The 23,495-nt window shown below is 40.5% G+C and carries 27 protein-coding genes and 1 tRNA gene; 9 read left to right on the top strand and 19 right to left on the bottom strand.

Features of this window, described 5'->3' with window-relative positions:
- Window positions 1-27: 27 nt before the first annotated feature.
- Genes FCV43_RS06750 through FCV43_RS06685 form a run of 14 tightly spaced genes read right to left on the bottom strand, consistent with a single transcriptional unit; the run spans window position 28 to window position 13,017 of the window.
- Entirely contained in the window at window positions 28-1,230 is a 1,203-nt protein-coding gene (locus FCV43_RS06750; RefSeq protein WP_136994436.1) for a beta-ketoacyl-[acyl-carrier-protein] synthase family protein, read from the bottom strand.
- A 3-nt stretch (window positions 1,231-1,233) separates the two neighbouring features.
- On the bottom strand, window positions 1,234-1,902 hold the full coding sequence (locus FCV43_RS06745; RefSeq protein ID WP_136994435.1) for a DUF3261 domain-containing protein: 669 nt from the start codon (window positions 1,900-1,902) through the stop codon (window positions 1,234-1,236).
- 7 nt (window positions 1,903-1,909) lie between these two features.
- Window positions 1,910-4,255, bottom strand: a complete 2,346-nt coding sequence (locus FCV43_RS06740; RefSeq protein WP_136994433.1) for an MMPL family transporter — start codon at window positions 4,253-4,255, stop codon at window positions 1,910-1,912.
- The gene (locus FCV43_RS06735; protein WP_136994431.1) at window positions 4,227-4,901 is read right to left on the bottom strand and encodes a LolA family protein; all 675 of its coding nucleotides are present in this window, start codon (window positions 4,899-4,901) and stop codon (window positions 4,227-4,229) included. The genes FCV43_RS06740 and FCV43_RS06735 overlap by 29 nt, the downstream gene beginning before the upstream one ends.
- Window positions 4,898-5,344: an acyl-CoA thioesterase gene (locus FCV43_RS06730; RefSeq protein WP_136994429.1), complete on the bottom strand. Its 447-nt coding sequence runs from the start codon at window positions 5,342-5,344 to the stop codon at window positions 4,898-4,900. Before FCV43_RS06730 ends, FCV43_RS06735 begins: the two co-directional genes overlap by 4 nt.
- A 10-nt stretch (window positions 5,345-5,354) precedes the next feature.
- The gene (locus tag FCV43_RS06725; RefSeq protein WP_136994428.1) at window positions 5,355-6,902 is read right to left on the bottom strand and encodes an HAL/PAL/TAL family ammonia-lyase; all 1,548 of its coding nucleotides are present in this window, start codon (window positions 6,900-6,902) and stop codon (window positions 5,355-5,357) included.
- Window positions 6,880-8,634, bottom strand: a complete 1,755-nt coding sequence (locus FCV43_RS06720; RefSeq protein ID WP_136994426.1) for a glycosyltransferase family 2 protein — start codon at window positions 8,632-8,634, stop codon at window positions 6,880-6,882. Before FCV43_RS06720 ends, FCV43_RS06725 begins: the two co-directional genes overlap by 23 nt.
- A complete protein-coding gene (locus FCV43_RS06715) occupies window positions 8,621-8,983 on the bottom strand; it encodes a 3-hydroxyacyl-ACP dehydratase (protein WP_136994424.1) in 363 nt (120 codons plus the stop codon). The genes FCV43_RS06720 and FCV43_RS06715 overlap by 14 nt, the downstream gene beginning before the upstream one ends.
- A gap of 26 nt (window positions 8,984-9,009) precedes the next feature.
- Window positions 9,010-10,407, bottom strand: coding sequence for an AMP-binding protein (locus FCV43_RS06710; RefSeq protein WP_136994422.1), 1,398 nt, complete (start codon window positions 10,405-10,407; stop codon window positions 9,010-9,012).
- A gap of 4 nt (window positions 10,408-10,411) precedes the next feature.
- Complete coding sequence (locus tag FCV43_RS06705) at window positions 10,412-10,969, bottom strand: hypothetical protein (RefSeq protein WP_136994420.1); 558 nt, start codon at window positions 10,967-10,969, stop codon at window positions 10,412-10,414.
- Window positions 10,970-11,227, bottom strand: coding sequence for an acyl carrier protein (locus FCV43_RS06700; protein ID WP_136994419.1), 258 nt, complete (start codon window positions 11,225-11,227; stop codon window positions 10,970-10,972).
- A 12-nt stretch (window positions 11,228-11,239) separates the two neighbouring features.
- Window positions 11,240-11,500, bottom strand: coding sequence for a phosphopantetheine-binding protein (locus FCV43_RS06695; RefSeq protein WP_136994417.1), 261 nt, complete (start codon window positions 11,498-11,500; stop codon window positions 11,240-11,242).
- A 6-nt stretch (window positions 11,501-11,506) separates the two neighbouring features.
- The gene (locus FCV43_RS06690) at window positions 11,507-12,289 is read right to left on the bottom strand and encodes a lysophospholipid acyltransferase family protein (RefSeq protein ID WP_136994487.1); all 783 of its coding nucleotides are present in this window, start codon (window positions 12,287-12,289) and stop codon (window positions 11,507-11,509) included.
- Complete coding sequence (locus tag FCV43_RS06685) at window positions 12,286-13,017, bottom strand: beta-ketoacyl synthase chain length factor (protein ID WP_136994415.1); 732 nt, start codon at window positions 13,015-13,017, stop codon at window positions 12,286-12,288. The genes FCV43_RS06690 and FCV43_RS06685 overlap by 4 nt, the downstream gene beginning before the upstream one ends.
- 84 nt (window positions 13,018-13,101) lie before the next feature.
- Between FCV43_RS06685 and FCV43_RS06680 the strand changes: the two genes are divergently transcribed.
- The 4 genes from FCV43_RS06680 (at window position 13,102) to FCV43_RS06665 (ending at window position 16,326) form a co-directional block, all read left to right on the top strand.
- Window positions 13,102-13,494, top strand: coding sequence for a hypothetical protein (locus FCV43_RS06680; protein WP_136994413.1), 393 nt, complete (start codon window positions 13,102-13,104; stop codon window positions 13,492-13,494).
- A gap of 30 nt (window positions 13,495-13,524) precedes the next feature.
- Window positions 13,525-14,589 (top strand): methyltransferase, encoded by a 1,065-nt coding sequence (locus tag FCV43_RS06675; protein WP_136994411.1) that lies wholly within the window; start codon window positions 13,525-13,527, stop codon window positions 14,587-14,589.
- 75 nt (window positions 14,590-14,664) lie between these two features.
- Complete coding sequence (locus FCV43_RS06670) at window positions 14,665-15,906, top strand: NAD(P)/FAD-dependent oxidoreductase (protein ID WP_136994409.1); 1,242 nt, start codon at window positions 14,665-14,667, stop codon at window positions 15,904-15,906.
- A gap of 162 nt (window positions 15,907-16,068) precedes the next feature.
- Window positions 16,069-16,326, top strand: coding sequence for a DNA polymerase III subunit epsilon (locus tag FCV43_RS06665; RefSeq protein WP_113795363.1), 258 nt, complete (start codon window positions 16,069-16,071; stop codon window positions 16,324-16,326).
- Window positions 16,327-16,473: 147 nt separating this feature from the next.
- Here the strand turns inward: FCV43_RS06665 and FCV43_RS06660 are convergent.
- Window positions 16,474-16,550: transfer RNA gene (locus tag FCV43_RS06660), tRNA-Arg, on the bottom strand.
- Between the two features lie 53 nt (window positions 16,551-16,603).
- A complete protein-coding gene (locus FCV43_RS06655; RefSeq protein WP_029203445.1) occupies window positions 16,604-17,737 on the bottom strand; it encodes a flagellar assembly protein FlgT in 1,134 nt (377 codons plus the stop codon).
- Window positions 17,738-17,922: 185 nt separating this feature from the next.
- On the opposite strand from FCV43_RS06655, the gene FCV43_RS06650 reads away from it, so the two are divergent.
- Together FCV43_RS06650 and flgP are read left to right on the top strand one after the other, a co-directional pair.
- A complete protein-coding gene (locus tag FCV43_RS06650; protein ID WP_029203444.1) occupies window positions 17,923-18,558 on the top strand; it encodes a FlgO family outer membrane protein in 636 nt (211 codons plus the stop codon).
- Window positions 18,559-18,567: 9 nt separating this feature from the next.
- Window positions 18,568-18,999 carry a flagellar assembly lipoprotein FlgP gene (gene flgP, locus FCV43_RS06645; RefSeq protein ID WP_017053312.1) on the top strand — a complete coding sequence of 144 codons (432 nt, stop codon included), beginning with the start codon at window positions 18,568-18,570 and terminating at the stop codon, window positions 18,997-18,999.
- 282 nt (window positions 19,000-19,281) lie between these two features.
- Here flgP and FCV43_RS06640 read toward each other — a convergent pair whose 3' ends face one another.
- The 3 genes from FCV43_RS06640 to flgA all read right to left on the bottom strand — a co-directional run bounded on the left by FCV43_RS06640 (window position 19,282) and on the right by flgA (window position 20,989).
- The gene (locus FCV43_RS06640) at window positions 19,282-19,707 is read right to left on the bottom strand and encodes a flagella synthesis protein FlgN (protein WP_017053311.1); all 426 of its coding nucleotides are present in this window, start codon (window positions 19,705-19,707) and stop codon (window positions 19,282-19,284) included.
- 19 nt (window positions 19,708-19,726) lie between these two features.
- On the bottom strand, window positions 19,727-20,047 hold the full coding sequence (gene flgM, locus FCV43_RS06635) for a flagellar biosynthesis anti-sigma factor FlgM (protein ID WP_017053310.1): 321 nt from the start codon (window positions 20,045-20,047) through the stop codon (window positions 19,727-19,729).
- A 195-nt stretch (window positions 20,048-20,242) separates the two neighbouring features.
- Window positions 20,243-20,989, bottom strand: a complete 747-nt coding sequence (gene flgA / locus FCV43_RS06630; RefSeq protein ID WP_136994407.1) for a flagellar basal body P-ring formation chaperone FlgA — start codon at window positions 20,987-20,989, stop codon at window positions 20,243-20,245.
- 77 nt (window positions 20,990-21,066) lie between these two features.
- Between flgA and FCV43_RS06625 the strand changes: the two genes are divergently transcribed.
- From FCV43_RS06625 to flgB, 3 genes are all read left to right on the top strand, one after another.
- Window positions 21,067-21,987 (top strand): chemotaxis protein CheV, encoded by a 921-nt coding sequence (locus FCV43_RS06625; protein WP_136994405.1) that lies wholly within the window; start codon window positions 21,067-21,069, stop codon window positions 21,985-21,987.
- 11 nt (window positions 21,988-21,998) lie between these two features.
- Window positions 21,999-22,826: a protein-glutamate O-methyltransferase gene (locus tag FCV43_RS06620; RefSeq protein WP_017053307.1), complete on the top strand. Its 828-nt coding sequence runs from the start codon at window positions 21,999-22,001 to the stop codon at window positions 22,824-22,826.
- Between the two features lie 273 nt (window positions 22,827-23,099).
- Window positions 23,100-23,495 (top strand): flagellar basal body rod protein FlgB, encoded by a 396-nt coding sequence (flgB, locus tag FCV43_RS06615; protein ID WP_017053306.1) that lies wholly within the window; start codon window positions 23,100-23,102, stop codon window positions 23,493-23,495.

The raw sequence follows: 23,495 nt of genomic DNA, 5'->3' as shown, positions 1-23,495 counted from the left end.
GATGCTAAAGGATCAGTTTTCAATTTATCAATCATGGATGACACCAAAGATGAGGCTAATATTATTACCACCAAAAGCAAAAGAGTTACTTAGAATGGCTTTTTGTTTAAGAAACTGTTTGTTTTCTACTAATTTAATTTGTATATCTTTGGCTTTATTTTCAATCAATTGAATGGGTAACGGTAGGTCATAACGTAAGATATGCCAAGCAATCGCGGCTTCTACGGCGCTTGCGGCTCCTAATGTATGGCCCGTTAATGGTTTTGTCGAACTTACTTGTGTGTGATGACCAAAAATACGATGAATCGCTTTGCTTTCCATGCTGTCATTTAATAGTGTTGCCGTACCATGAGCATTGATGTAACCAATATCATCAGGTGTTAAATTAGCATCGGAAAGTGCTTTTTTCATTGCTTGTTCCGCACCATTTCCTTCAGGATGCGGTGCAGAAATATGATGAGCATCTGAACTGTCTCCTGCGCCAAGTAACGCGATCGAACTTCCCGAGTGACCCGGTGATTTACTTAGCAACATAAAGGCCGCCGCTTCACCAATATTGATGCCGTTTCTATTAGCTGAAAACGGTTGGCAAAGTGTGTTTGATAGTGCTTCTAATCCATTAAATCCATTAAGAGTTAACTGACAAATGCTATCGACGCCACCGACAATAACAGCATCAACTATACCTGCATTTAGTAAACGCTTCGCTGTGAGAAATACGCGTCCGCTTGAAGAGCAAGCTGTTGAGATCGAATAATTGGGACCGCAAATATCAAAGTATCGACTAATGAATTCGCTGGCATTACCCAACTCTTGCTTTGAGTAATGATAGTCAGCAGGAAACTCACCATTCTGGATTTTATGGTCAAATGCCGATTCACCATCAGCAATTCCTGAGGTGCTAGTCCCGACAATAACTGCGACTCGATCACGGCCATGCTTCCGTATTGCACGTTGAATATCAGGTTCGATTTGCAGAAGAGCGGATAACGCGAGACGGTTGTTACGAGTATCAAACTGAGTAAGAGAAACCGGAAGATCTGGCAACGCTTCTTTTACACGTCCAATTATTGTTGGGGCTCCGCAATTAAGAATGTGCAGGTCTTCCACCATATTCGATTGGTGTTGCCCTATTAGCCTCTGATGAATGCTATCTGTATCTTGTCCAAGAGCGGAATGAAAGCCGCACGCATGGATAAAAATGGGATTAGAAGAAGTTTGTCGTTCCATGATTTATTGAGTCGTATAGTTGAGAGTTTGGATGTGAATTTTATAACCGAGTTGAATGTGGTTGAATTCGATATCACCGCTAAGTTTATTTTTCTCGAGTAAATCATCTTTATCTCGGGTGCTGTGATAATTAATATCGATTACTAGAGTACCATTTTGATCATACACACGACGACTGTTATTGGTCTCAACCATTCTCCAGGTCACTTGATTTAGTGGTTGCTCCCAGGCATTTAATGGCCATAGCGTAATCATTAAGTTAAATAATACTTGCTCTGGTTTGGGCAAAGAGCCCTCTAACCCAGCTAACACGCTCGTTTTGATGCTCTTTTGAGAGTAAGTTAAAGATAAGATTCGTGTCCCCCAAGAGGAGAAGCCGGCGAGTACAACTTTATCTTTAGTAACTTGTAGTTGAACTGGAAGCTGCTGATTGGTTTCTTTACTCGTACTTATGGCTGATGTATCTAAATCTTCACTCGAATTTTGTTGCCAAGTCGCACCAATAAGCTGGCTCGCTGTGAGTGAGTATCCCAGTTCTTGGGGTAAGGGGAGGTTAACTTGGATACTCGGAGCTATTTCAACTCTGGTTGATGACGTCAAGGGTTGCATTGAGCAAGCCGAGAGCCCGAGAATCAAACTTGCACCAAGACAAAACTTGTAAATAGATATCATGTTATTCCTACTCTAAATGACGCGATGTAGCTTTCTTTAACTTCGCTGTGTTTGGATTAATTGCTATTGGAGAAAGTAACCAAGCAACAAAAATCCCTGTTAACACAGTGATCCCAAAACTATGGATCGCATGAGTTTGACTTAAAGCCAACAAACCAAAGGAGAGTAAGGTGGTTGCTCCGGATAAACTGATCGCCAATAGAGTACTTTCGCTCTTCTGTTTCTCGGCAAAAAATAGAGTGTAATCAATCCCAATACCTAAGATTAAAATTAACGCCAATAGATTAAATAAATTGATTGTGGAGCCCGTTAATGAGGTGACTGCGAGGCCTGCTACTCCTGCAATTAATGATGGCAATATGATCTTAAAGCTATGTAATAACCCGTAACGCCAAGTTAACAGCCCCCAAATAGTAACCAGTACTACTATCAATAGCTCTGCAATTTTGATTCGATAGTCAGCAAACAGATCTGAGATTTCATCTGCTTTATTAAGGTATTGAATGTCTGCAGATTTTACCCATGATTTAATTGCCGAAGTCTGACTTACCCCTTTTAGTAAAATGACAGAAGCGAACTGTCCATTAATCGGTTTGAGCCACATAAAACGTAGCGGTTCAGACACTGGTGAAGCTAAGAAATCTGAGATCGAAATCGGTGAGAAATCGGAAATTTCAGGCACTTTATTAAAACTAAGGCGTGATGCTAATGGTTTAGCTTGTTGAGCGTAAAGTGTTTTGACTAATTGGTAGTTAGCCGCTTGCTGATTTAATGTTGGTAAGTACTGACTTAAGCTTTGATAACCGCTAATGACTCGCTGAGCTTTTAGTTGCTCTAGCGGTTTGCTCAATTGACTTAATTTTTCCAATAAGCCTTGTCGAGTGGAGTCTGTGACTAATAGCATTTCTTGGGAGTTGCTCACCCCTGACAGCTTGGATATTGTCTCTTCTTGAGTTTTTAATGCGTCAGGCATGGCTTGAAGTTGGCGAATGTCATCATTGTAATTGACCTGAGTTAAGCCGATTAAACTGAAACAAAAAATCGAAATAGGCAGCCCTTTACTTATGGCGGGTTTTGTCCAGCAATTTAGCCACCAGCGCCAAATGGCATACCCCGGTAAAGTAATGTTACCACTAGCAGATACCGCTAATATTGGATACCAACATACGACACTGGCATAAGCTGCGATTAAACCGATAGCAGAAAATAAAGCCAGTTGTTGCAACCCTGGAAAAGGAGCAATAAGCAAACCTAAATAGCCAATTAAACTCGTGAGCAAACCAAGAGTAATGGCGGTTAAAATATGCTTAAGAGCTTGCCAACTTTTCCATTTTGATCCCGCAGCCAGTCTGTCGGTTAGAAAGTGAAATGAATAGTCGATGGATACGCCGATTAAGCTCGCACCGAAAACTAAACTGAATAGGTGAACTTGACCAAAAATCGCAATGGTAATGGCTAAAGCCACCAATAAACCAGTCGAAATGGACAGTAGTGATAGAGCTAATGGCAGGGGACTTCGGAATACGAATAGAACGAGGATTATGATCCCAACAAGTGAACCTAAACCAATAGTACTTATCTCTGACTTCGCACTTTGAGAGCCATATTCAGCATAGAATAGGACTCCGGTATGAATTAGGCTAACAGCATATTGCTGGCTAATAGTTTCCTCTATCGTTGTAAGCTGTGGTAACAGGTTTTGTGTGTTAAGACTGTAGGGTGACTCTTTGAGATCGGCACTGACCAGCAGGTGAGTTTTCCCCTCACTTTCAGTGCTTAGGTAGCCATCTTTAAGTGAAAAATTGCCGGATAAGGAGGTCAGTTCCGTTAAATACCCTCTAAATAGCAGAAAAGGATCGCTGGTTAACTCTGCGTTCGTTACACCTGAAAAGGGGTTATATAGCGCTTGTAGAACATTAGTGACCTGAGATTCAGGACTTTCGTTTAAAGTCTTTTGTTGCTGTTCGGTAAGTAGTTGAAAACGATGCTGGTGATAAAATTGAGCCCATTCTGCTTGTTTTGATTGATCTATGTTTCCGCTTATCGATGCAAAAAGATCAAGCTGACGTAATTGATGTTCGAATGCTTTCGTGGCATTAAACAGTGATTTAGTGTTGTTATTGTCACTACTGAGTACAAATATGACCTTATTACTCATGCTATCAGCGACTTGTTCGAACGCTTTCTCTGCCGTTGGGTTTTGTTGGTTTTTAGGCAGCAGTTTTAAAATATTGGTTTCAATAGGCAATGAAACTGATAGCGCCAACTGTTTAAACAGTAGCGCACTAAAGAAGACAACAATAACTAGCCAAAGAGTGGCGAGTTTAGAACTGGAATTGTGCTTGTTCTGCATCGGTCAAAAATTCTGGTTGGTGAGTTTGGTTACTAAATTGGATTTCAGTTTTATCGCCACGAACCTCTTCAAGGGCTATGGATTCAATATCTTGTCGACCCCGTAAAACGATTGACTTAAATACGGAACTCAGAGGGGGATTTTTTGGTATTAATATTAATGACCATTGTGTCATCGAAATTGTATTTTTAGCTTGTTCTTGAGGGGTAAAAGAGAGTTCAAACTGCCCCATTAATTGTTCTGTATTGCCATGAAATACAGATAAGAAAATGTGACTAAAATAAAAAGCCATCGGATTTTCTTTTGGTGTGATCACTTGAGCTTTCTGATTAGCAAAACTTTGGCTCAGTTTGTTGTTTGTCAGAACTAAATCCACAGGGAAAGGAGAGGTTTGGTGCCATAGTAAGCCGCTGTTTTTGTCTAAAATAAAGCGCCCTTGGGAAGACAGAGGTTCAGAAAACATCTCCATTGAGCGCTCTTGAGAAAAATCTCCACGTACAATGTCGTGGCTAGAAAGCTGAACTTTTAGTGCTTCTAAGCTATTAATGGCGATTGCTGTTTGAGCATTTGCTATTTGAGCATTTACGGTACAAGAGGTTGTACTTGAAAGTGCTAACAATAATCCTAAAAAAACATGTTTCTTCATGATGGAAGGTGTCCATATTGGTGCCAATGAGTGACTTTATTTGTAAATATCGTCGGTGAAACAAAGCACATTTCTTGATCTTTAATACCCACAGCGACTTGCGTAGTATGAGCTTTGCACATTCGAGCACCTGTTTTTACATCATGAATTTGGTAGTCAACGCGTAAGCGGTTTTCCCATTCAGTCAAACGTGCAGAAATACGGATTGAATGATTGAATGGAATCGCTTTTACATATTTTACGCGAGTATCAATGATCGGCCACATATAGCCAGAAGCTTGCATATCCAGATAATTATACTGAATCTTATCCATTAGAACGCGTCGAGCTTCTTCAAAAAAACGAAAGAAGTTGCCATGATAAATGACACCCATAGGGTCGGCATCTTGAAATGAAGTGATTAGCTCAACTTCTACTTGTAATGGATACAATACTTCTGACATAGCGTATTCCTTATTTGTAAAGCGACCAATGTTGAGTTTGAATTCGTTCGATGAATAGGCGGAGGTCGTGCTCTAAAGGACGATCTTCTGTCACAAAATCGAACTCTTCAAGAACAGCATCACGAATGAGCTTTAAGTTTTCACTCATATGATGCTCATCAAGCTCATTGTGGCGTTTACGTAGTTCTAATGCTTGCGTCGAAGCAAGTAATGATGCAGCTGCTACTTGCTCAGTTAACTGTAAAACGCGCATACAATCGCGGGCCGCAATAGTACCCATGCTTACCTTATCTTGATTGTGACATTCTGTTGAACGTGAAAATACGCTTGCAGGCATAGTGTGTTTTAACGCTTCGGCTGTCCATGCTGAAATGCCGATTTGTACTGCTTTAAAGCCATGATTAATCGGTTTTCTTTCCCCTTCCGCACCCGTTAGGTTAAAAGGTAAACCGTTGTTGAATTTGTAATCCATCAATTGGGCCATTTGGCGATCTAATAAATCAGCAAGGTTTGCTACCGCTGTTTTTAATGTATCCATAGCCATCGCAATATGACCACCGTAGAAATGACCGCCATGTAAAACACGCTCATTATCGCCATCAATAATCGGATTGTCATTGGCGCTATTGAGTTCATTTTCGATCATTTGACGTAGCCACGGCAGTGAGTCTTGAACGACACCAATAACATGTGGGGCGCAACGAAGAGAATAACGGTCTTGTAAGCGGTCGCTATTACGTGGTGGACGTTCAGCTTGAAGATCATCTCGTAACCATTTTGCGATTTGTTGCTGGCCAGGATGAGGTTTTACAGCAAACAAAGCTTCATCGAAATGAAAGTCGTTACCTTGCATACCGACCGAGACCATAGCGGTAATTTTGGTCGTAAGCTGAGCTAAATATTCGGCACGTTTATACGCAATACATGCCAATGCTGTCATCACTGATGTACCATTCATCAAGGCCAACCCTTCTTTCGGCTTGAGCTTGATTGGTTGAATGCCTAACTCTGCATATACGTCACTTGTTGGACGAACTTCACCTTTGTAAAGGACATCACGCTCGCCAATAAGTGCTGCGGCCAAATATGAAAGCGGTGTTAAGTCACCACTTGCTCCGACCGACCCTTCCTGAGGGATCCTAGGTGAAATATCATGATTGATCAGCGTAACAATCTGATTAAGCAGATCGTGAGTCACTCCAGACATGCCTTGTGACAGGGAGCATAATCGAGTCGCCAACACTGCTCGTGCCTGTTCATGATTGAGAATTTCGCCTAAACCACAACCGTGAAAGCGAGTTAAGTGTAGAGGTAATTCATCAACTAAATTGGGTGGGATCGCAACAGTACAAGAGTCGCCATAACCTGTTGTTACACCATAGATAACACCTTCCTCTTTTAATAGCCGCTCCAGAAATGCGACTCCACGATCTATCTTTGAGGTAAACGCTACGTCGCTGTTCATTTCAGCTTTAGCACCTTGTGATATTGCTACCACATCTTCGATAGTTAGGCGATCGGCACCAAATTTGATGTTATTTTGATTCTGAATTGTCATGATTTTGGTTACTCAATTTCCAAAAATTAAAGAAGTTATACCACTGAAGAGGAGCTTTCAGGGTGTAGTGTTCTAAACGGTTTGCGTAATTTTGAACTGTGCTTTCTAAGGCTTGGGCACGCTCTTTACGTGGCAGCACGATCTTATCGCTGAAGTGTTCAAAATAGACATTAAAGTGAGGTTTCGTCTGGCTATCATCACGAAGCCCAAACAGTAAAAAAACAGGAGCTTTCAACACCGCAGCTAGCATGAATGGACCTTGTGGGAAAGGGGCTTTTTTCCCTAAAAAATCAGCCCAAATAGAACGACTTTCTTTGCTGGTGGAGGTTCGATCCCCAACAATGACAACCCACTCACCTTGCTCAAGCTTCTGTTGTAACAAAATTGCTGTATCTGGCCCCATGGTATTGACTTGGATAAGATTTAAATCTGAACTAGGGTTTACTGATTTCATCACATGATTAAACCGATGCGCATGTTCTGTAAATACTAACGCATTGATTTTTATATTCGAGTGTCGACGACTTAAAGCACGGCAAAGTTCTATATTACCGAGGTGAGATCCAAGAATGAGAACGCCTTGCTCATTCTTTACCATTGATTCAAATTGTTCCTGCCCGTGGATTGTAAGGTTATCGACAGAAAAATCGCCTTTCCAAGCGGCCAATTTATCGAGCATGGTATGCCCGAAAGAGAGCAAGTGTTGATATGAATTGAGATTGGAAGGAAGTTCAATGTCTTTACGTTTGGCGTATTGGGTCAGTTGGTTTAGATACAATTCGGAAGATTGACGTGCTTTGGTGCTCGTCAAATGGTAATAACCAATAACGCCACGCAAGATGACATTAAATGTCCTGCGCTTTAAAAGTGAATAAAGGCCTAATAGTACTTTTATCCCTAAAATCGTGCCGCGTTCTTTCGTTCGAGACCAATGCGGCTCACTAGCTTCCCTTGTGGTTTCATTTATTAGATGTTTCTCTGAGAAATGGCGAGCCCATGTTCTCGCGGCTAGCTTTGGGCTTCTTGGGAGCATACCGAAGAATAACTTGGTATGCATCCAGCTGATTTTAAGGTTATCCCACAGAGCGTCAAAGTGGGAAATACCATTTTTAGGGTAGATCACTTGTGTATCTATGTAGGCAATATTGCAGCCATCCCAATACATTCGCACCATTATCTCGGTGTCGAAATCCATTCGCTTCCCGATATTATATTTATCGATTGCGGCAAGTGTACTCGTTATAGGGTAGGAGCGAAAACCACACATGCTGTCTTGTATCATGAGCGATAATGTTTCAATCCAAACCCATATATGGGTGATGTAACGGCCGTATAACCGAGCTTTAGGTACACTAGAGTCATAAATAGGTTGGCCAGATATTAGATCTTCTGGATGTTGCTGAGAGGCTCTAATTAACTCAGGAAGTGCTCGTAAGTCATGCTGACCATCAGCATCAATCTGGATTGCATGACTTGCCCCTAACTGACTTGCGTAGTGAATACCTTCTATTACTGCACCACCTTTTCCTTGATTAAGGTTCAAGGTGACAAGGTGAACATGATCGGCTTGTGCTTCTTGCTCTAATATTATTTTTGTTGCTTGTTGGCTTCCATCGTCAACCACAATAATCGGAAAATCGAACTCGACTAATGATGCCACTACCGCAGGAACGGTGTCGCCATGGTTATAACAAGGAATCAAGAAGCAAGGTTGATAATTACTCACTTTTATCTCCCAGCCTCATTTTACCTGAAGAGTGGGTAGTTGTTTTATTCTTGGAGTGGTAACTAAACATCAGTTTTTGTTTATTTTTATCCCAAGAAAGAGATAAAAAAACTGTCGAGTTAGGAAGTATAGGTTCTTGAAATTTTATTACTTCCATTCCTTTAAATGTGGGTGGGGTGTTCAGGTATTCGATGGCGTAATTCAGAGCCCAATCGATTTGAGTTACCCCTGGTAGCAAGGAAAAGTGAGCAAAGTGGCCTTCAAAATCGGTAATGTCACTATCAACATGGAGTTCTAGTATTATTTGATTGTCGGACTTTTCTTGCGACAATATTGTTGGTTTTCTTTTTTTCATGATACTTCGATAATGTTAATGAGTGATTAATTTTGTACTATTTTTTCAAGCTCTGACCTAAGTCTCTTTCCTTGACTGTTTAACGGTATTTCAGTAACGATCCTAAATCGTCGGGGTATTGCAATTGGTTCTAGCCATTGCCTTAGCTCTGCACGTAATAACAACCAGAACTTCCCTTTGCCGATCTCTGTTAGCTTTTTTTTCCCATCAAGTGATAGCGTGAGCACGGCTGCTAAGATTAGACGTTCAGGTTCGTTAAATGGTATGACAACGCTTTCATCAATCCAATTTAGCTGCTCAATGCGTTTTTCTACTTCGACTAAAGATACTCGCTTTTCTTCTATTTTTATTACTCGATCAGTACGACCTTTAAGAACGAATTGTGAATTTTCTAGTAACTCACATTCATCAGAAGTTTGATACCAACCTTGTGGTTCGATGTAAGGCGATAGTAGTGTAAGGCAATTTTCGTGGTTTAAACGAACGTTAATGCAAGGAAAAAGTGTCCAAGGAGTAGAAGGTTCTATTTGTTGACGAAATGCGATCCCCCCGGTCTCTGTACTGCCGTAAACTTCAATCGGAAGGAAACCTAATCGTTGATGATTTTGCTGCGCAGAGTCAAAGCTTAAAGGACCACCTGAAGAAAAAATAGCACAAAATGGGTTAAGAACAGGGTCTATAGACATACGTTTCAGCAATGCTGGACTGCTTATAAGGGTCGTATTGAGTTTCGCATTCGTAACGACTTGCTCTGGGAACTCTAGGTCATGTCGCGAAAAGGCTCTTTCACTACAAATAGGCCAAAGCACTCTAAAAAGTAACCCATAAATATGTTGGTGTGAAACGGTACTATGTATGCAACTCTTACCAAGAGTGACGCCCCACAGTTGCTCTAACTGTGCAATCTCAATATCAAGTTGTTTGAGGCTTTTTTCTATCGCTTTTGGTGTACCACTAGAACCTGAAGTAAATAGAGTTACCTTCAAGGTATCAAGGTTTAGCTGCGATAGTTCAGTATGGCAGCCAGAGTTATTTCGTAACCTTTGCTCAATATTTAACGAGGTGATACCTGTTGGAGCTTCCACTGCTTCATCTACGATCAAGCAATCAAAGTGAGGGGTCAGTTCAGCTAGAGCTGCTGGTTGATAGTTACCAGGAAGAACGATGGATTTGTTGGCGTATAGGCTAGCAAAAAAAGCAACGGAGAATAAATAACTGTCTTGAATGCAGATCGCATAGCGTTGGGCATCTTGCTGCAAAAGCTGAAAGGCAAGTTTTGCTATATCACATTGAAACGTTTGCCAGTCAGTATAACGAGAATCTGGCAGCTTTGTTAATGGATCGAAAGCAACCACGGACATTGGATTTCTCTGTGAAATTAACACATTAGATAAAGAGTTAATTAACGGGGTATCAAAGGACATGTGGTTAACCTTTTTTTACTTGCTGTCGAATAATCCATTCTGAAGCAAATAAGCATCCAGCAAGAATATAGCTAATTAATCCGTTATAGAGCGTCCAGATCTCTAGTGGTTGAAAACAGGTGTAGAAGGCAATCGTAGCGTTGATGATAAAAAACACACACCACACTTTCGTTACTGTTCGAGTATATATAATACCACTTTGAGGTAAATCTGGTTCCTGTAAACGAGCGAGGCGTTCAATAATAGTTTGTGGTTGTTTCAAACTAGAAGCAAAGACTGTCAGCATACAAAGACTCACCACCACCGGATAAAAAGTGAGCCATCCATGTTGTTTAAACATTATTCCCAGTACCAGTAAAACGATACCAGCACTGCCGCTTATCCAGGCAAGGTGTTTCAGTTCTTTAATTTTGGCTTGGCTACCAGTAAAAATGCGAATAAGAAAGATAATTCCTAGTAGCAAGCCAACAGCCTGTAATCCAAACTTATTAATACCGAAATAGACAGCCAAAGGATAAGTAAAGATCACGAGTGCTGACAATGCTGTCAGCCATTTTGGCATTTAAGCGTCCTTTAAAAGAGCGGTTACTGATTCAACAACATCATTGACAGTCCGCACTGATTTGAACTCATCGGGCTTGATTTTTTTCCCAGTAACATTCTGTAAATGAACGACTAAATCAACGGCATCAATGCTATCTAGGTCTAGATCTTGGTATAGATGAGCTTCAAGAGTAACCTCCGCTTCATCCAGTTCAAATAGTTCAACCAAAGCATCTTTTACTTGGTTAAATACTTCCTGTTGGTTTGTGTTTGTCATAGCGATATCTGTCTAGTTATTAGTTTGAGATGAAATGTACTTTGCAAGGTTCACAATAGAAGCAAAATGTTCACGCGTATTGGAATCATCAGCATCAATAACAATATTGTATTTTTTTTTAATCGCTAAACCAAGTTCAAGTGCGTCAATTGAATCTAAACCAAGGCCATCACCAAATAGTGGTTCGTTTACTTCAATATCATCTAAGCCAATATCTTCTAGGTTTAGAGCATCAATGATGAGCTGTTTTAATTCGTTATGTAATGTATCCATTGCAACCTACTTATATGATGTTTTTTCTAATGATTTTGGAAAGATAACCTCTGATAAATGACGATTCAATAGTCGCGCTGCAGAAGTTAGATTGTTTGCACTTTCGATAAACGGTGCAGTTTCGATTTTTTCTTTTACTTCAAGATGAAAAAATGGTTTTGTTGGCGGCACTTGATACCATTTTTTCTCTTTGGTTAGAAAGCTTGGTGACACTGTTATATGTATCACTCTTAAGTCGACTTGAGTCCTCACGGCTATTTGTGCCGCCCCTCGTTGTAACTTTGTTTTAACATTCGACTCAGTACGGGTGCCTTCAGGAAAAACCAACAAAATATGGCCTCGTTCAAATCGCTGCTCACAAGTCGATATTAAATTCTCAGGAGATTCATTGGGAATATATCCTGCGGCTTTGACGATTCTTTTAATAAATGGATTTTCCCAGATTGCCGCTTTCACAAGGCAATCGCACTGCTTTAGTTGAGATGCTAACAATACGTAGTCAATTAAGCTGGGGTGGTTCGCAACAATGATGCAGTTCCTATCCTGCTGCAATTGCTCTAGTCCCGATATTTTATAATCAATCGCACCAGAGTGTTTCATTATTTGGCAAAAAAAATGAAACGTCGCTTGGATTATGCTTTGGACTTTCAATTCCCTTTTGATTGTATCGCGAATGCTCAAGTGGACGATAGGAAGAATAATAAAACTGACAATGAGCCCTCCGATGCCAAATATACCGAAGCATATTCCAGTAGCAAGTATTCTCCAGTATTGATTGAGAATAATCATATGCTTTTTCTCCAAATCCATTGCTGACGATTTCCATCAATAGACCAGGAGTTTGATTTATTTATAACATGCGCAAGGGTATCTAGACTCTGAGGGAATACAGAAGTACTTATGGTATTCGTTGATTCTCTGGTTAAATAATAAGAGTTGCCTGCTGTTATTATCAATCCGACCGCATAATCTTTGAAGTGCTCTTGCTCATATTCTTGATAAATATTGGGCAGTGGTTGATCAAAGTCGACAATTAATATTTTATGAGTTGGGTGCTCACTTAAATAAATGATCGCATCCAGCATAGCGCAGTGAAAGGTATCTATACCTGCAGCAATTGAAGATAGTGGGATTGTTTTTTTTGCGGCAATGGTCGTTAACCCTGCTGCGGTATTATGCACCGATTGTGAGAATGCCATTGGAGAGGCATCATCACCATTAAGTATACTTTCTATGAGTGCTGCGGTGCGATGGAGCTCGCCATGTCTGCTTGAAAAGACAAGATAATCAATGTCATTGTTTTGTAAGGCGGTTAAAGCCGTCTGTACCGCAAGTTTACTTTGAGAGCTCATTCTACGACGCATCATGGCAGGGACTTTGGATGTGTCTATTTGAATATCTTCTGGCCACTGTTTATTTTTAGCCCATACTTCCCACCCCTCAGGTGTCGAAATCCCGAGCGAATGACCAGCCCAAGATTGAAGGTTGAATGAAACTAACTGCGAATGATTTGACATAGAATATTGATTTATTAAGAGCAAAGCTAAATACTATAATCCAAATATATTTACATAACCTAATGTTTAAATTAAGGATGTTTCATGAAATTAGTAAAAATAGCCATATCGTTGCTTTTTGTTGTTTTATTGGCAGGTTGTGGTCGAACTCAACCCATAATGAATGTTGAGGATACTCCAGTTGCTTATAATCTTCAAAGCAAACAGGTGAAATCTGCTATTTATGAAGCAGCAACGAAGCGTGATTGGGTGGTGACTGAAATTAAACCTGGCCTTTTGCGAGCTGAGTATTTTGCACGTTCACACCGTGCTGTTGTTGATATTCCTTATAATGATGACTTTTACTCAATTCTTTATGTTGAATCAGAAAACCTAAAATTTAACAATGGAAAAATCCATCGTAATTATAATCGTTGGATCAATAACTTAAATGTAGATATAAAAAGATCATTGTCTATGATGGCTGCCGCTAAATAAATCAAACACCACTAACAGTTAGGCTTTTACGTGTTAAAGAATAATATCGATCCATACAATGCTTTTGAAGCAAAAACGGAAGCTCAAAAGCTCTCTTTTGCTCCTATTGTTTTCCATACTGCTCGTACATTACGTGACCTTAAAATACTTGAAAAATTAGATGAAGCTGGCAGGAAAGGGCTTTCTGTTGATGAGATCGCTGAAAAAACAAGCGTCTCTGAGTATGGAATCAAAGTTCTTCTTGATATGGCAATCAGTGCCAATATCGTATTGTGGGATAAACCTAATTATGTACTCGCAAATTTAGGGCACTATCTCGTTCATGATGGTATGACAAAAGCCAATATGGATTTTACGGCAGATGTTTGTTACGCCGCGATGATGCATTTAACAGAAGCAATACAAGAAGGTACTCCCGCGGGATTAAAAGAGCTAGGCGATTGGGATACTATTTATCAAGGGCTATCGACGCTGCCCGAGAAAGCAAAAGAGAGCTGGTTTAACTTTGACCATTTTTATTCTGACCGCTCATTTCCTATTCTGCTTGAAACTATCTTTAGTAACCCTCCAAAAACAATTATTGATATTGGTGGGAATACAGGAAAGTGGGCAATGCAGTGCTGTCGTTATAATTCTGAGGTTGAAGTGACGATTGTTGATTTGCCCCAGCAACTTGAAATGGCAATGAAAAATGCGCAAGAGCATGGTTTCTCTGATCGTATTCACCCATTTTCCGCCAACATGCTGGATAAACAGCAAACACTACCTCAAGGCGGTGATGTATGGTGGATGAGTCAGTTTCTTGATTGCTTTTCGCCGATGGAGATTCTAAGCATTCTAAAACGAGTGCGTGCGAGTATGTCTGAAAACTCAAAGGTTTATATCTTGGAGCTGTTTTGGGATGCTCAGAAGTATGAAGCTGCAGCTTATAGTTTAAATGCAACCTCGCTGTATTTTACTTGTTTAGCCAATGGAAATAGCCGTTTTTACCGGTGTGAAGATTTTCTAGAAATTGTCAAAGAAGCAGGTTTTGAAGTTGTCACTCAAACGGATGATATTGGTTTAGGTCATACATTGTTAGAGCTTAGAGCCTAATATTTCAAACTTTAAAGTTATCTTCCCTGACTATTTTTGCATCGACAACAGACAACAGAAACTGGTGTATACAGAATGAATAAAATATCCGCTCAAGTCGTTATTATTGGAGCTGGGCCATCAGGCTCTGTTGCTGCCGCATTACTTCATGCTCAAGGAGTTAATGTACGTGTGATAGAAAAAAACCTGTTTCCTCGTTTTTCTATTGGGGAAAGCTTACTTCCTGCGTGTATGGAAGTTATTGAGAAAGCTGGGATGACTTCTGCTGTTTCTGCTGGCGGGTTTCAATATAAAGATGGAGCGGCATTTAGACACAATGGTATTTACACTGCTTTTGATTTCGAAGATAAATACTCAAAAGGACCAGGTACGACTTATCAAGTGCAGCGAGGCTCGTTTGACAAGATTTTAGCTGATGAAGCGAATGCACAAGGTGTTGAAATTTGTTACCAACATGAATTGGTCGACATTTCGTTTAGTGATACACACGCTTTGTTAGACGTTGCCGTTGACGGTGGTGAGCGTTACCAAATTGAAGCTGAATATGTATTAGATGGCAGTGGCTTTGGTCGCGTTTTACCTAAGATGCTAAAGCTTGAAGAGCCGTCATGCTTACCATCGCGCAAAGCTATTTTTACCCATATTATCGATAATATAGATCCGCGAAAGCATGAACTGACTTACGATCGCAATAAGATTCTTATCTCTGTACATCCTACGAATGCTGACGTGTGGTATTGGTTGATTCCATTTTCTAATGGAACGGCGTCATTTGGTGTTGTCGGAGAACCTTCATTCTTTGAACAATACTCTGAAGATAACTTGTTAGCCCTTAAGCAATTAGCGTTCGAAGAACCCGGCTTAGCAACTTTGTTAGTTGATGCTAAATACCCCAATAACGTCGGTGAGATTGGTGGTTATTCTGCTAACGTGAAACATTTAGCCACCGAGCGTTATGCTTTGCTTGGAAATGCTGGAGAGTTTTTAGATCCGGTTTTCTCTTCTGGTGTGACTATCGCCATGAAGTCTGCTGAGTTTGCGGTTGAGTGCGTAGTGAAACAACTTTCAGGTCAGGCTGTGAATTGGGAAGAAGAATACGCGAAGCCTCTGATGGTTGGAGTCGACACCTTTAGAGATTACGTCGAAGGTTGGTACTCAGGGGCGCTCCAAGATGTCATTTTTTATCAAAACGCGAACTCTAACATTAAGCAGATGGTGTGCTCTATTTTGGCTGGTTATGCATGGGATACGACGAATCCATATGTCTCGGAATCAAAACGTCGACTAGCAACATTAGCTGAAATTTGTAGTGGTTAATGAAATTTTGCCTGTTTAGGTATGTTGTAGTTAGATGTAATGCAAGATAGTGAGGGGATTATGCTAAGATCTCACTATCAGCGATATGAATGTGCAATAGAACTCATTTGTTTTACTGAGTGTAGTGAAACCTACCACGATTAACTAATGAGGATATAAGCGATGAGCAAGTTAAATGCTGAACAGAGAAAAGCACGAGACGATGAGCGTTTTTCACAACGAGTGAATGAGCGCAGAGAGAAAGGTGAAGATGTTGTAGCGTATGCGCTTGGCAATAAGAAAGCAGTTAAATTTTTAACTAAGTCAGAGAAGAAAAATCTAAAAGAACGCCGAGCAATGATTCAAGAAGAATTAAAAATAAAAGAGCAACAAGAGCTTGAAAGAATTGAAGCCGCGTTTACGGAAGATAATGCCGAGTAGGTTGTTTATATTTTGATAACCAGCTTTCTTGGAAAACAGCAAGAAGTTTGGGGTTGTCGTTCCAACGCTAGATTTCAAACATTGCTTGTGTAATGACAAAAAACAAAAGGGCTAAGAAGTTCACTACTTCTTAGCCCTTTCTTTATATGGCGCTCCCGACAGGATTCGAACCTGTGACCTGCCCCTTAGGAGGGGGCCGCGCTATCCAGCTGTGCCACGGGAGCATGGTGCTTATCATACTCAATAAAATGAATAAGTTAAGCACTCGTTCTGATTTTTATAGCTGTTTGTTCATAACATCACCAATTTGGATACTTCCAGCAAGGTTGGGCTGATCGACGGTGAGCTCCGCTTCATTTTCATACACGCGAGATACCGTTAGTGTAATGTCACTCTTCGATACTTTATTTCGAGGTAGCCCATGTTGATCGATAAAAGAGCCAGTGTGCCAAAGGGTGAGTTTGTCGCCTACTTGAACCCCATGTAAACGACCTAAGTCCATCGTGATGGTGTTGCCAAATACAGCCACAACTTCTGGTAAGGTGATTTTACATGACACTTCAGATTCCAAATCTAGCATGATATTTCGGCTGACTCTAAGTAGCATTTCGCCGTAGGTGGATGCCCAGAAACGAGCGCTACGAGTATCGACTTGGCTGGTTTTAGCAAAAGGCCATTTCGCTACTTCACGGTAGTTTCGGTTGTAGACTTCATTACCTGTTTTACCGTCATAAATGTGCATTTCGAGAGCAAATTGGCGGTTGATAATATCATCACGCAATAGTTTAGATTCAATTGTTGCCGTTAAATCAGTAATGACACCACCAATAATATATTGAGCACCAGTATCTTGGGCGATCATTTTTAGCATTTCAGGTCGCTTAGCATCTATTTCGTAATCGGTGGTTCCGACAGATATAAAGCTTCGAGATTCCTGATCAAGCTGTCTATTAACTACGTGGCTAAAATCATCACCAACTCGGTAAATTTGTCCCATAACCGCTTGTTGAGGTGACGCTACGTCAATATTTCCGACTAAGAATGTCTTCTTATATTGATTGGACTGGCAACCATTTGCCGAAGGGTAGATATCAATTCTTGCTTTTACCACCATTTGATTGCCACGAGAACGTTGAGATTCAATCAGAATGTAACGGACTTCGTGGTTGGTGAACTGATACTCCTTTCTACTTTCTTCCAGGAATGGTCTTAGAGCACTGATACTGCCGATATTTGCCCCCGAGAAATTGACGGCCTGATAAACAGCGTCTTCCAAAGCATGGACTCTTGCCACCTCATCAGACGAAACAATAGTGGCAACACCTGTAACTTCATACCAAGAGGCATTGGCACTAAAAGAAGATAGTAGTGCTAATGTTGTTGATATTATAAGAGAAAATAGTTTTTTCATTCGATTATTACCAGTTGGGTATAAATATTGCTTTAGGTTTCTGTAGCTGATTTCGGTGCTGCTTTTCTTAATTCGACAATTTATGAAAAGCAAAGAACGTTCCAATATTGTAATTCATTAAGAGAGAGTAATGTATACAAAGAGATATTGGGCAAAGCACTAGCATTTATCTGGAGAGTAAGAGAATGAAAAAGTGGCTTATAATGGCAACTGTGATGTTATTGACATCATGTGCCTATTCACCGATATATAATGGTAAAGAACCGTATTCGGGTAGTCAGTTCATGCTGATGGATACCCCCCGACATACTATGGATTTCTTCGTCGAGAGTATGACTGAAGAGCTAATGATATCAAACACAAGCGTGTCTGCGCGTACACCTATAGCAGTGACCTCTTTTGTTGATCTGCAAAGTATGGATGCGACAAACTGGCTTGGCAACTCAGTGTCTGAAGGTTTTATCCATCAATTGCAACGCCGCGGTTTTAAGGTCGTTGATTTTAAAGCGACAGGGTCGATTCAAGTGACCCAACAGGGTGACTTTGCTTTGAGCCGCGATTGGAAAGATCTCGCGCAAGAGCAAGATATCCAATATATTTTGACTGGAACAATGTTACGCCAAGAGGGGGGCGTTTTGGTCAATGCCCGAGTCGTGGGTATGCAAACTAGAATTGTTGTGGCTACGGCACAAGGTTTCCTTCCTGCGGACAGAATTGGCCGTGATTTAGATACACTGAATAGTATTAGAACTCAGGATGGCGTTATTATCCGCTCTGATCCAAGAATGAAGCAGCCTTATACTGTTATTCTTCGTCCATAGGTATTGGTTATGAAAAAAGTTATATCTCTAATATTTGTTTTGATCCTCGTGGGTTGTCAGCCATTGCAAACAATGCGTGAAGATGAAGTTCTTGTCGCGGTCGGTTATGCCAGCATTAGCGAGCAAAGCGGTAGAACGGATGAAGAGAGACGAGTAAGAGCAATGAGAGCGTCAAAACTGGATGCTTACCGTGAGCTTGCTGAACAAGTCTACGGCATGCGAGTCAGTGGGCGTGCAGAGCTACAAGACCAACGCTTAGGTACAGAAGCAACATCAGGTGCCGTTGATGGTGTCATTCGAGGTGCTGAAGTGTTGAGAAGTTATCCGGTAGGCGATAGTTATGTGACTGAGCTGAAACTTGATATTCGTAAAATGGATAAGCTACGTGATTATGGTGAAGTACAACAAGTACCAGATAACCGTAGACAAACTCTGTTTTAGAAATATAAATAGATAGATGAACCAAAGTATGGTTCCAGTTTGAATCAGTTAACCAGTAGCAATATAGGCTAGTTTACGTTTTTCTCCAGAGAACCAATTAGCCATATAACGGTTATGTTCGATTTATGTGAAACTGTACAGACGGCAAAAAGCGGCTATCAAAGCCGCTTTTTTATGTTCTTATTTTAGTGCTCTAGCATTGCTGATGAGCTTTTGCGTCTGGTATTTAGTTTTGAATTATTCAGCTTTGAACGATTATACTTTAGACGCTTAAGTAGTCGCTTATGCTTTAATGTTGGTGCCTAGGGTGGAAACCGAGTTTGTTTGGCCTCCTGCATTATAGGTCATACCAACTTTGCCTTGGCTTTGCTGCATCAAGTTATTCAGTTTATTGAAACTTAATTGTGCTCTTTGTAGGGCTTCACCATTCGCACTATTCGCTTGTTGACAATCATGAATAATAGATTGAATAAGAGAGACCATTTCAGCAAGTGCTGGGTCTTCTTTAAGCTCTGCAACATTGGTGTGTGATGCAATTCGTTGATCAGTCTGCCTTAGCTGACTAATTAGAGTCACTTTTTCTTTTGCGATGCGTTCAATATCAACGGATACACGGCTAGTGATCGCAATTTTTTCAAGATCAAGACGTTCAGACAGGTCCTGAGCATTCTTGAGTTGATAATTGACTAGATCAGTTAAAGTCGCCATCGTTTATTATCAGCCTCGATTAGGCTTCAAGCCCTGAAAATTCATTTTCAAATTTCATCATGTTATCAGCCAGTTTTTCTGGATCTACGCTGTAAGATCCATTAGAAATAGCTTCTTTAATTGCTGCTACCTTAGCACTATCAAAACTCGGTTGAGATGCCATTTGTTGGTGAAGTTGACCAATCGCTTTGCCTTGCTGGCTTAGCGATACTTCGTCTTGTTTACCCGTTGCTTTAGGTGCAGATTCCGAGCGACTTGATGCATTCGATTCTGCGCGTGCAGAACTACGATTTGTCGTCGTCATGGGTTGCCCGGAACGTATGTTATCAATACCTGCCATATAAGAGCCTTACTTACGAATTTAGAAACCTGTACAGTCAATATCGACGTCAGGAAGGAATACTTTAGCCTTTTTTTAGTGATTATTTAATCATCATATCTTAAATAGAATAATTTAATTGCTTTTTTATTGAACGACAACGAGTTAAATAGCAAACAAACTGCACTTTAAGCATAAAAATAAAGCTTTTAGAGATTAAAAATAGATAGTGACTTCAGCAATCCCTGTCACTTGCCCATCAATTATACGCTTAGATGTATCATTTTTCACCCGGACCTGATCACCCGTTGACCCGTCCTGAAGAGAGGTTCCTTTAGTTGTGATAGTCATTCCAGATTTGACGGCTCTTATTAGCACTTTTTCATTTCGACACACAATGCAGACATCGCCACGCTCAACAACCTCTCCTGGGCGAATACTTTTTTTCAATTTTGCGCCAATAACAAGCTTAGGATCCGAAAACCCTTGGCGTCTAAAGCGGTGCAGTTCTATCATGCCCATAGTGAGATCGCTTTGGCTGATCAAGTCCCCACGAGAGAGTGATCGGGTCGCGGTGACGAGTGGAACTGAAATGGATAAACGAACAGGCACATATATTCGCCAGTTATCTGCTTCGCATTGCACAAGAACATTGATGTTACTGGTAGAATTGCTAGAATTTGAGGCACTAGTTTTGAGCGGTTGAGGGCAATCACTCGCCTTCACTCGAGAATCAATATTTGCCGCTTGTACTGATAGTTCCCCCCCTGGTGGTTGCTGAATTGTATCGAAAATGTGATTTTCAGCAGCTTTCTGGATCAATTCAATTTGTTGTTCTGTAGCCGCGTGGGAGAAAAAACTAAACAAAACGAATAAAATGCCGATAGACTTAACAAAAGTTTTATAGAAAGCTCTACACTTAGTGATGGAAAATGGATCTAAATTATTCATATAATATGACATTCTGTTTCTCTGTTCTTCACGTAGACGATAATAGACTATCATTTTTGAGATAAAAAGTTTGAGATGGAGATGAGCTTATGACGGGTGTTCTTGATTCAGTGAATCAGCGTACGCAACTTGTTGGTCAAAACCGATTGGAACTTTTAACGTTTCGTCTAATGGGACGACAACGTTACGGTATCAATGTATTTAAAGTAAAAGAAGTACTTCAATGCCCTAAGCTTACTTCAATGCCAAACTTACACCCATTGGTTAAAGGGTTGGCACATATTCGTGGTCAAACTATTTCCGTGATTGACTTGAGCGCTGCGATTGGTGGTCGACCGACTACCGATATTGACAAGTGCTTTGTCGTTATTTCTGAGTTCAACCGTACCATTCAAGGTTTCCTTGTGAGTTCTGTCGAGCGAATTATTAATATGCACTGGGAATCTATCTTGCCACCGCCAGAAGGTGCAGGCAAAGCCAATTACCTAACAGCTGTGACAAATATTGATAATGAGTTGGTTGAAATTTTAGATGTAGAAAAAATCTTAATGGAGATTTCGCCTGCAGATGAAACGATGGATACCGACCTTGTTGAAGAGATTGCTCAAGTTGAACAAGAAAAAGTTCGTCGAATCCTAATTGCCGATGACTCAACCGTTGCTCGTAAACAAGTACAAAGAGCGATTGAAGGGATAGGGTTTGAAGTTATAGCGGTTAAAGATGGTAAAGAAGCTTATGAAAAGCTGATTGAAATGGCTGAAGAAGGTAGTATATACGAGCAAATATCGTTAGTTATCTCGGATATAGAAATGCCAGAAATGGACGGCTACACGCTAACGGCAGAGATTAGACGAAATCCGCATTTAAAAGATTTATACGTCATACTTCACTCTTCACTTAGTGGCGTATTTAACCAAGCAATGGTTGAAAGGGTGGGTGCAAACTCATTTATAGCGAAATTTAACCCAGATGAGCTTGGTACAGCAGTGAAAACTGCATTAACTAATTAAAAGAGACATTAATGACTGCAATAACAATAAGTGATCAAGAATATCGTGATTTTAGTCGTTTTTTAGAATCCCAGTGCGGTATTGTGCTTGGTGATAGTAAGCAATACCTAGTTAGAAGCCGTTTAAGTCCATTGGTGACTAAGTTTAAACTCGACTCTCTTTCTACTCTTCTAAGGGATGTTGTTAGCGGAAGAAATCGTGAATTGCGAGTTGCCGCTGTTGATGCGATGACGACAAATGAAACACTTTGGTTTCGTGATACTTATCCGTTTGCTGTTTTAGCTGACAAGTTATTACCGGAAATGGCAGCAAATAAACGCCCAATTAAAATTTGGTCTGCGGCGAGCTCTTCTGGTCAAGAACCTTACTCGATGGGGATGACGATCTTAGAGACTCAAGCTCGCAAGCCGGGAATGATACCTAATGTGTCGATTACTGCCACTGACATCTCTGCAAGCATGCTTGATATGTGTCGTGCGGGTGTTTATGACAATCTAGCTTTAGGTCGTGGTTTATCTCCAGAACGTCGCCGTACCTTTTTTGAGGACGCTGGTGATGGTCGAATGAAAATCAAAGACAATGTGAAGCGTCTGGTTAACTTTCGTCCTCAAAACTTGATGGACAGTTATGCATTAATTGGTAAATTTGACATTATCTTCTGCCGTAATGTTCTTATTTACTTCTCACCAGAGATGAAGTCGCAAGTACTTAACCAGATGGCAAATAGCCTTAATCCTGGTGGTTACCTGCTTTTAGGTGCTTCAGAGTCTTTGACTGGTTTAACAGATAAGTTTGAAATGGTTCGATGCAACCCTGGCATTATTTATAAACTGAAGTAGTCGACTCTGGCGTACACAATAAGAGGCCTAGCACTGTTGCTAGGCTTTTTTTTCGTCTGGACAAATTCATCCCTTCTATACTCAAGCAATGCCTTTTTTCAATGATGATTACTAAAGTGGGCTCACATCTTAATTAAAGTCAAGATGGCTCATTTATTGCTAGATATTTATCAGTAGTGAAGATGAAATGTAGATTAGTAGTATTGATTTAAAAGTTGGTACGTTAATTGCTTTTATTTAACTATACGGTCAGTTCTTTAAGTTGAGGTAAACATGGCTATTTCTTTTGACAAAGCATTAGGTATCCACCAATACACGGTTGGTGTACGTGAGCGCAACGCTGAGGTTATATCAACCAATATCGCGCAAGCAAACACACCTGGCTTTAAAGCAAAAGGAATGGACTTTCAGAAAGCATTGCAAGCGGCAAGTTCAGGGGCAAGCATTGGTCTTAGCGAAACTGACGGTCGGCATATTTCTGCCTCTACAACAGTGACTGGGGAAAAACTGTATCGAGTTCCTACTCAGCCTGATACTGGAGATGGCAACACTGTCGATGTTGATTTAGAGCGTAACTTGTTTATGCAAAATCAAATTAGACACCAAGCCTCTCTTGACTTCTTAGGAAGTAAATTCAAGAACTTAACTAAAGCACTTAAAGGGGAATAA

Source organism: Vibrio genomosp. F6 (assembly GCF_005146325.1).
Classification (GTDB): domain Bacteria; phylum Pseudomonadota; class Gammaproteobacteria; order Enterobacterales; family Vibrionaceae; genus Vibrio; species Vibrio cortegadensis.
The sequence above is the reverse complement of the archived record's forward strand: the minus strand, read 5'-3'. Positions and strand labels throughout refer to the sequence as shown.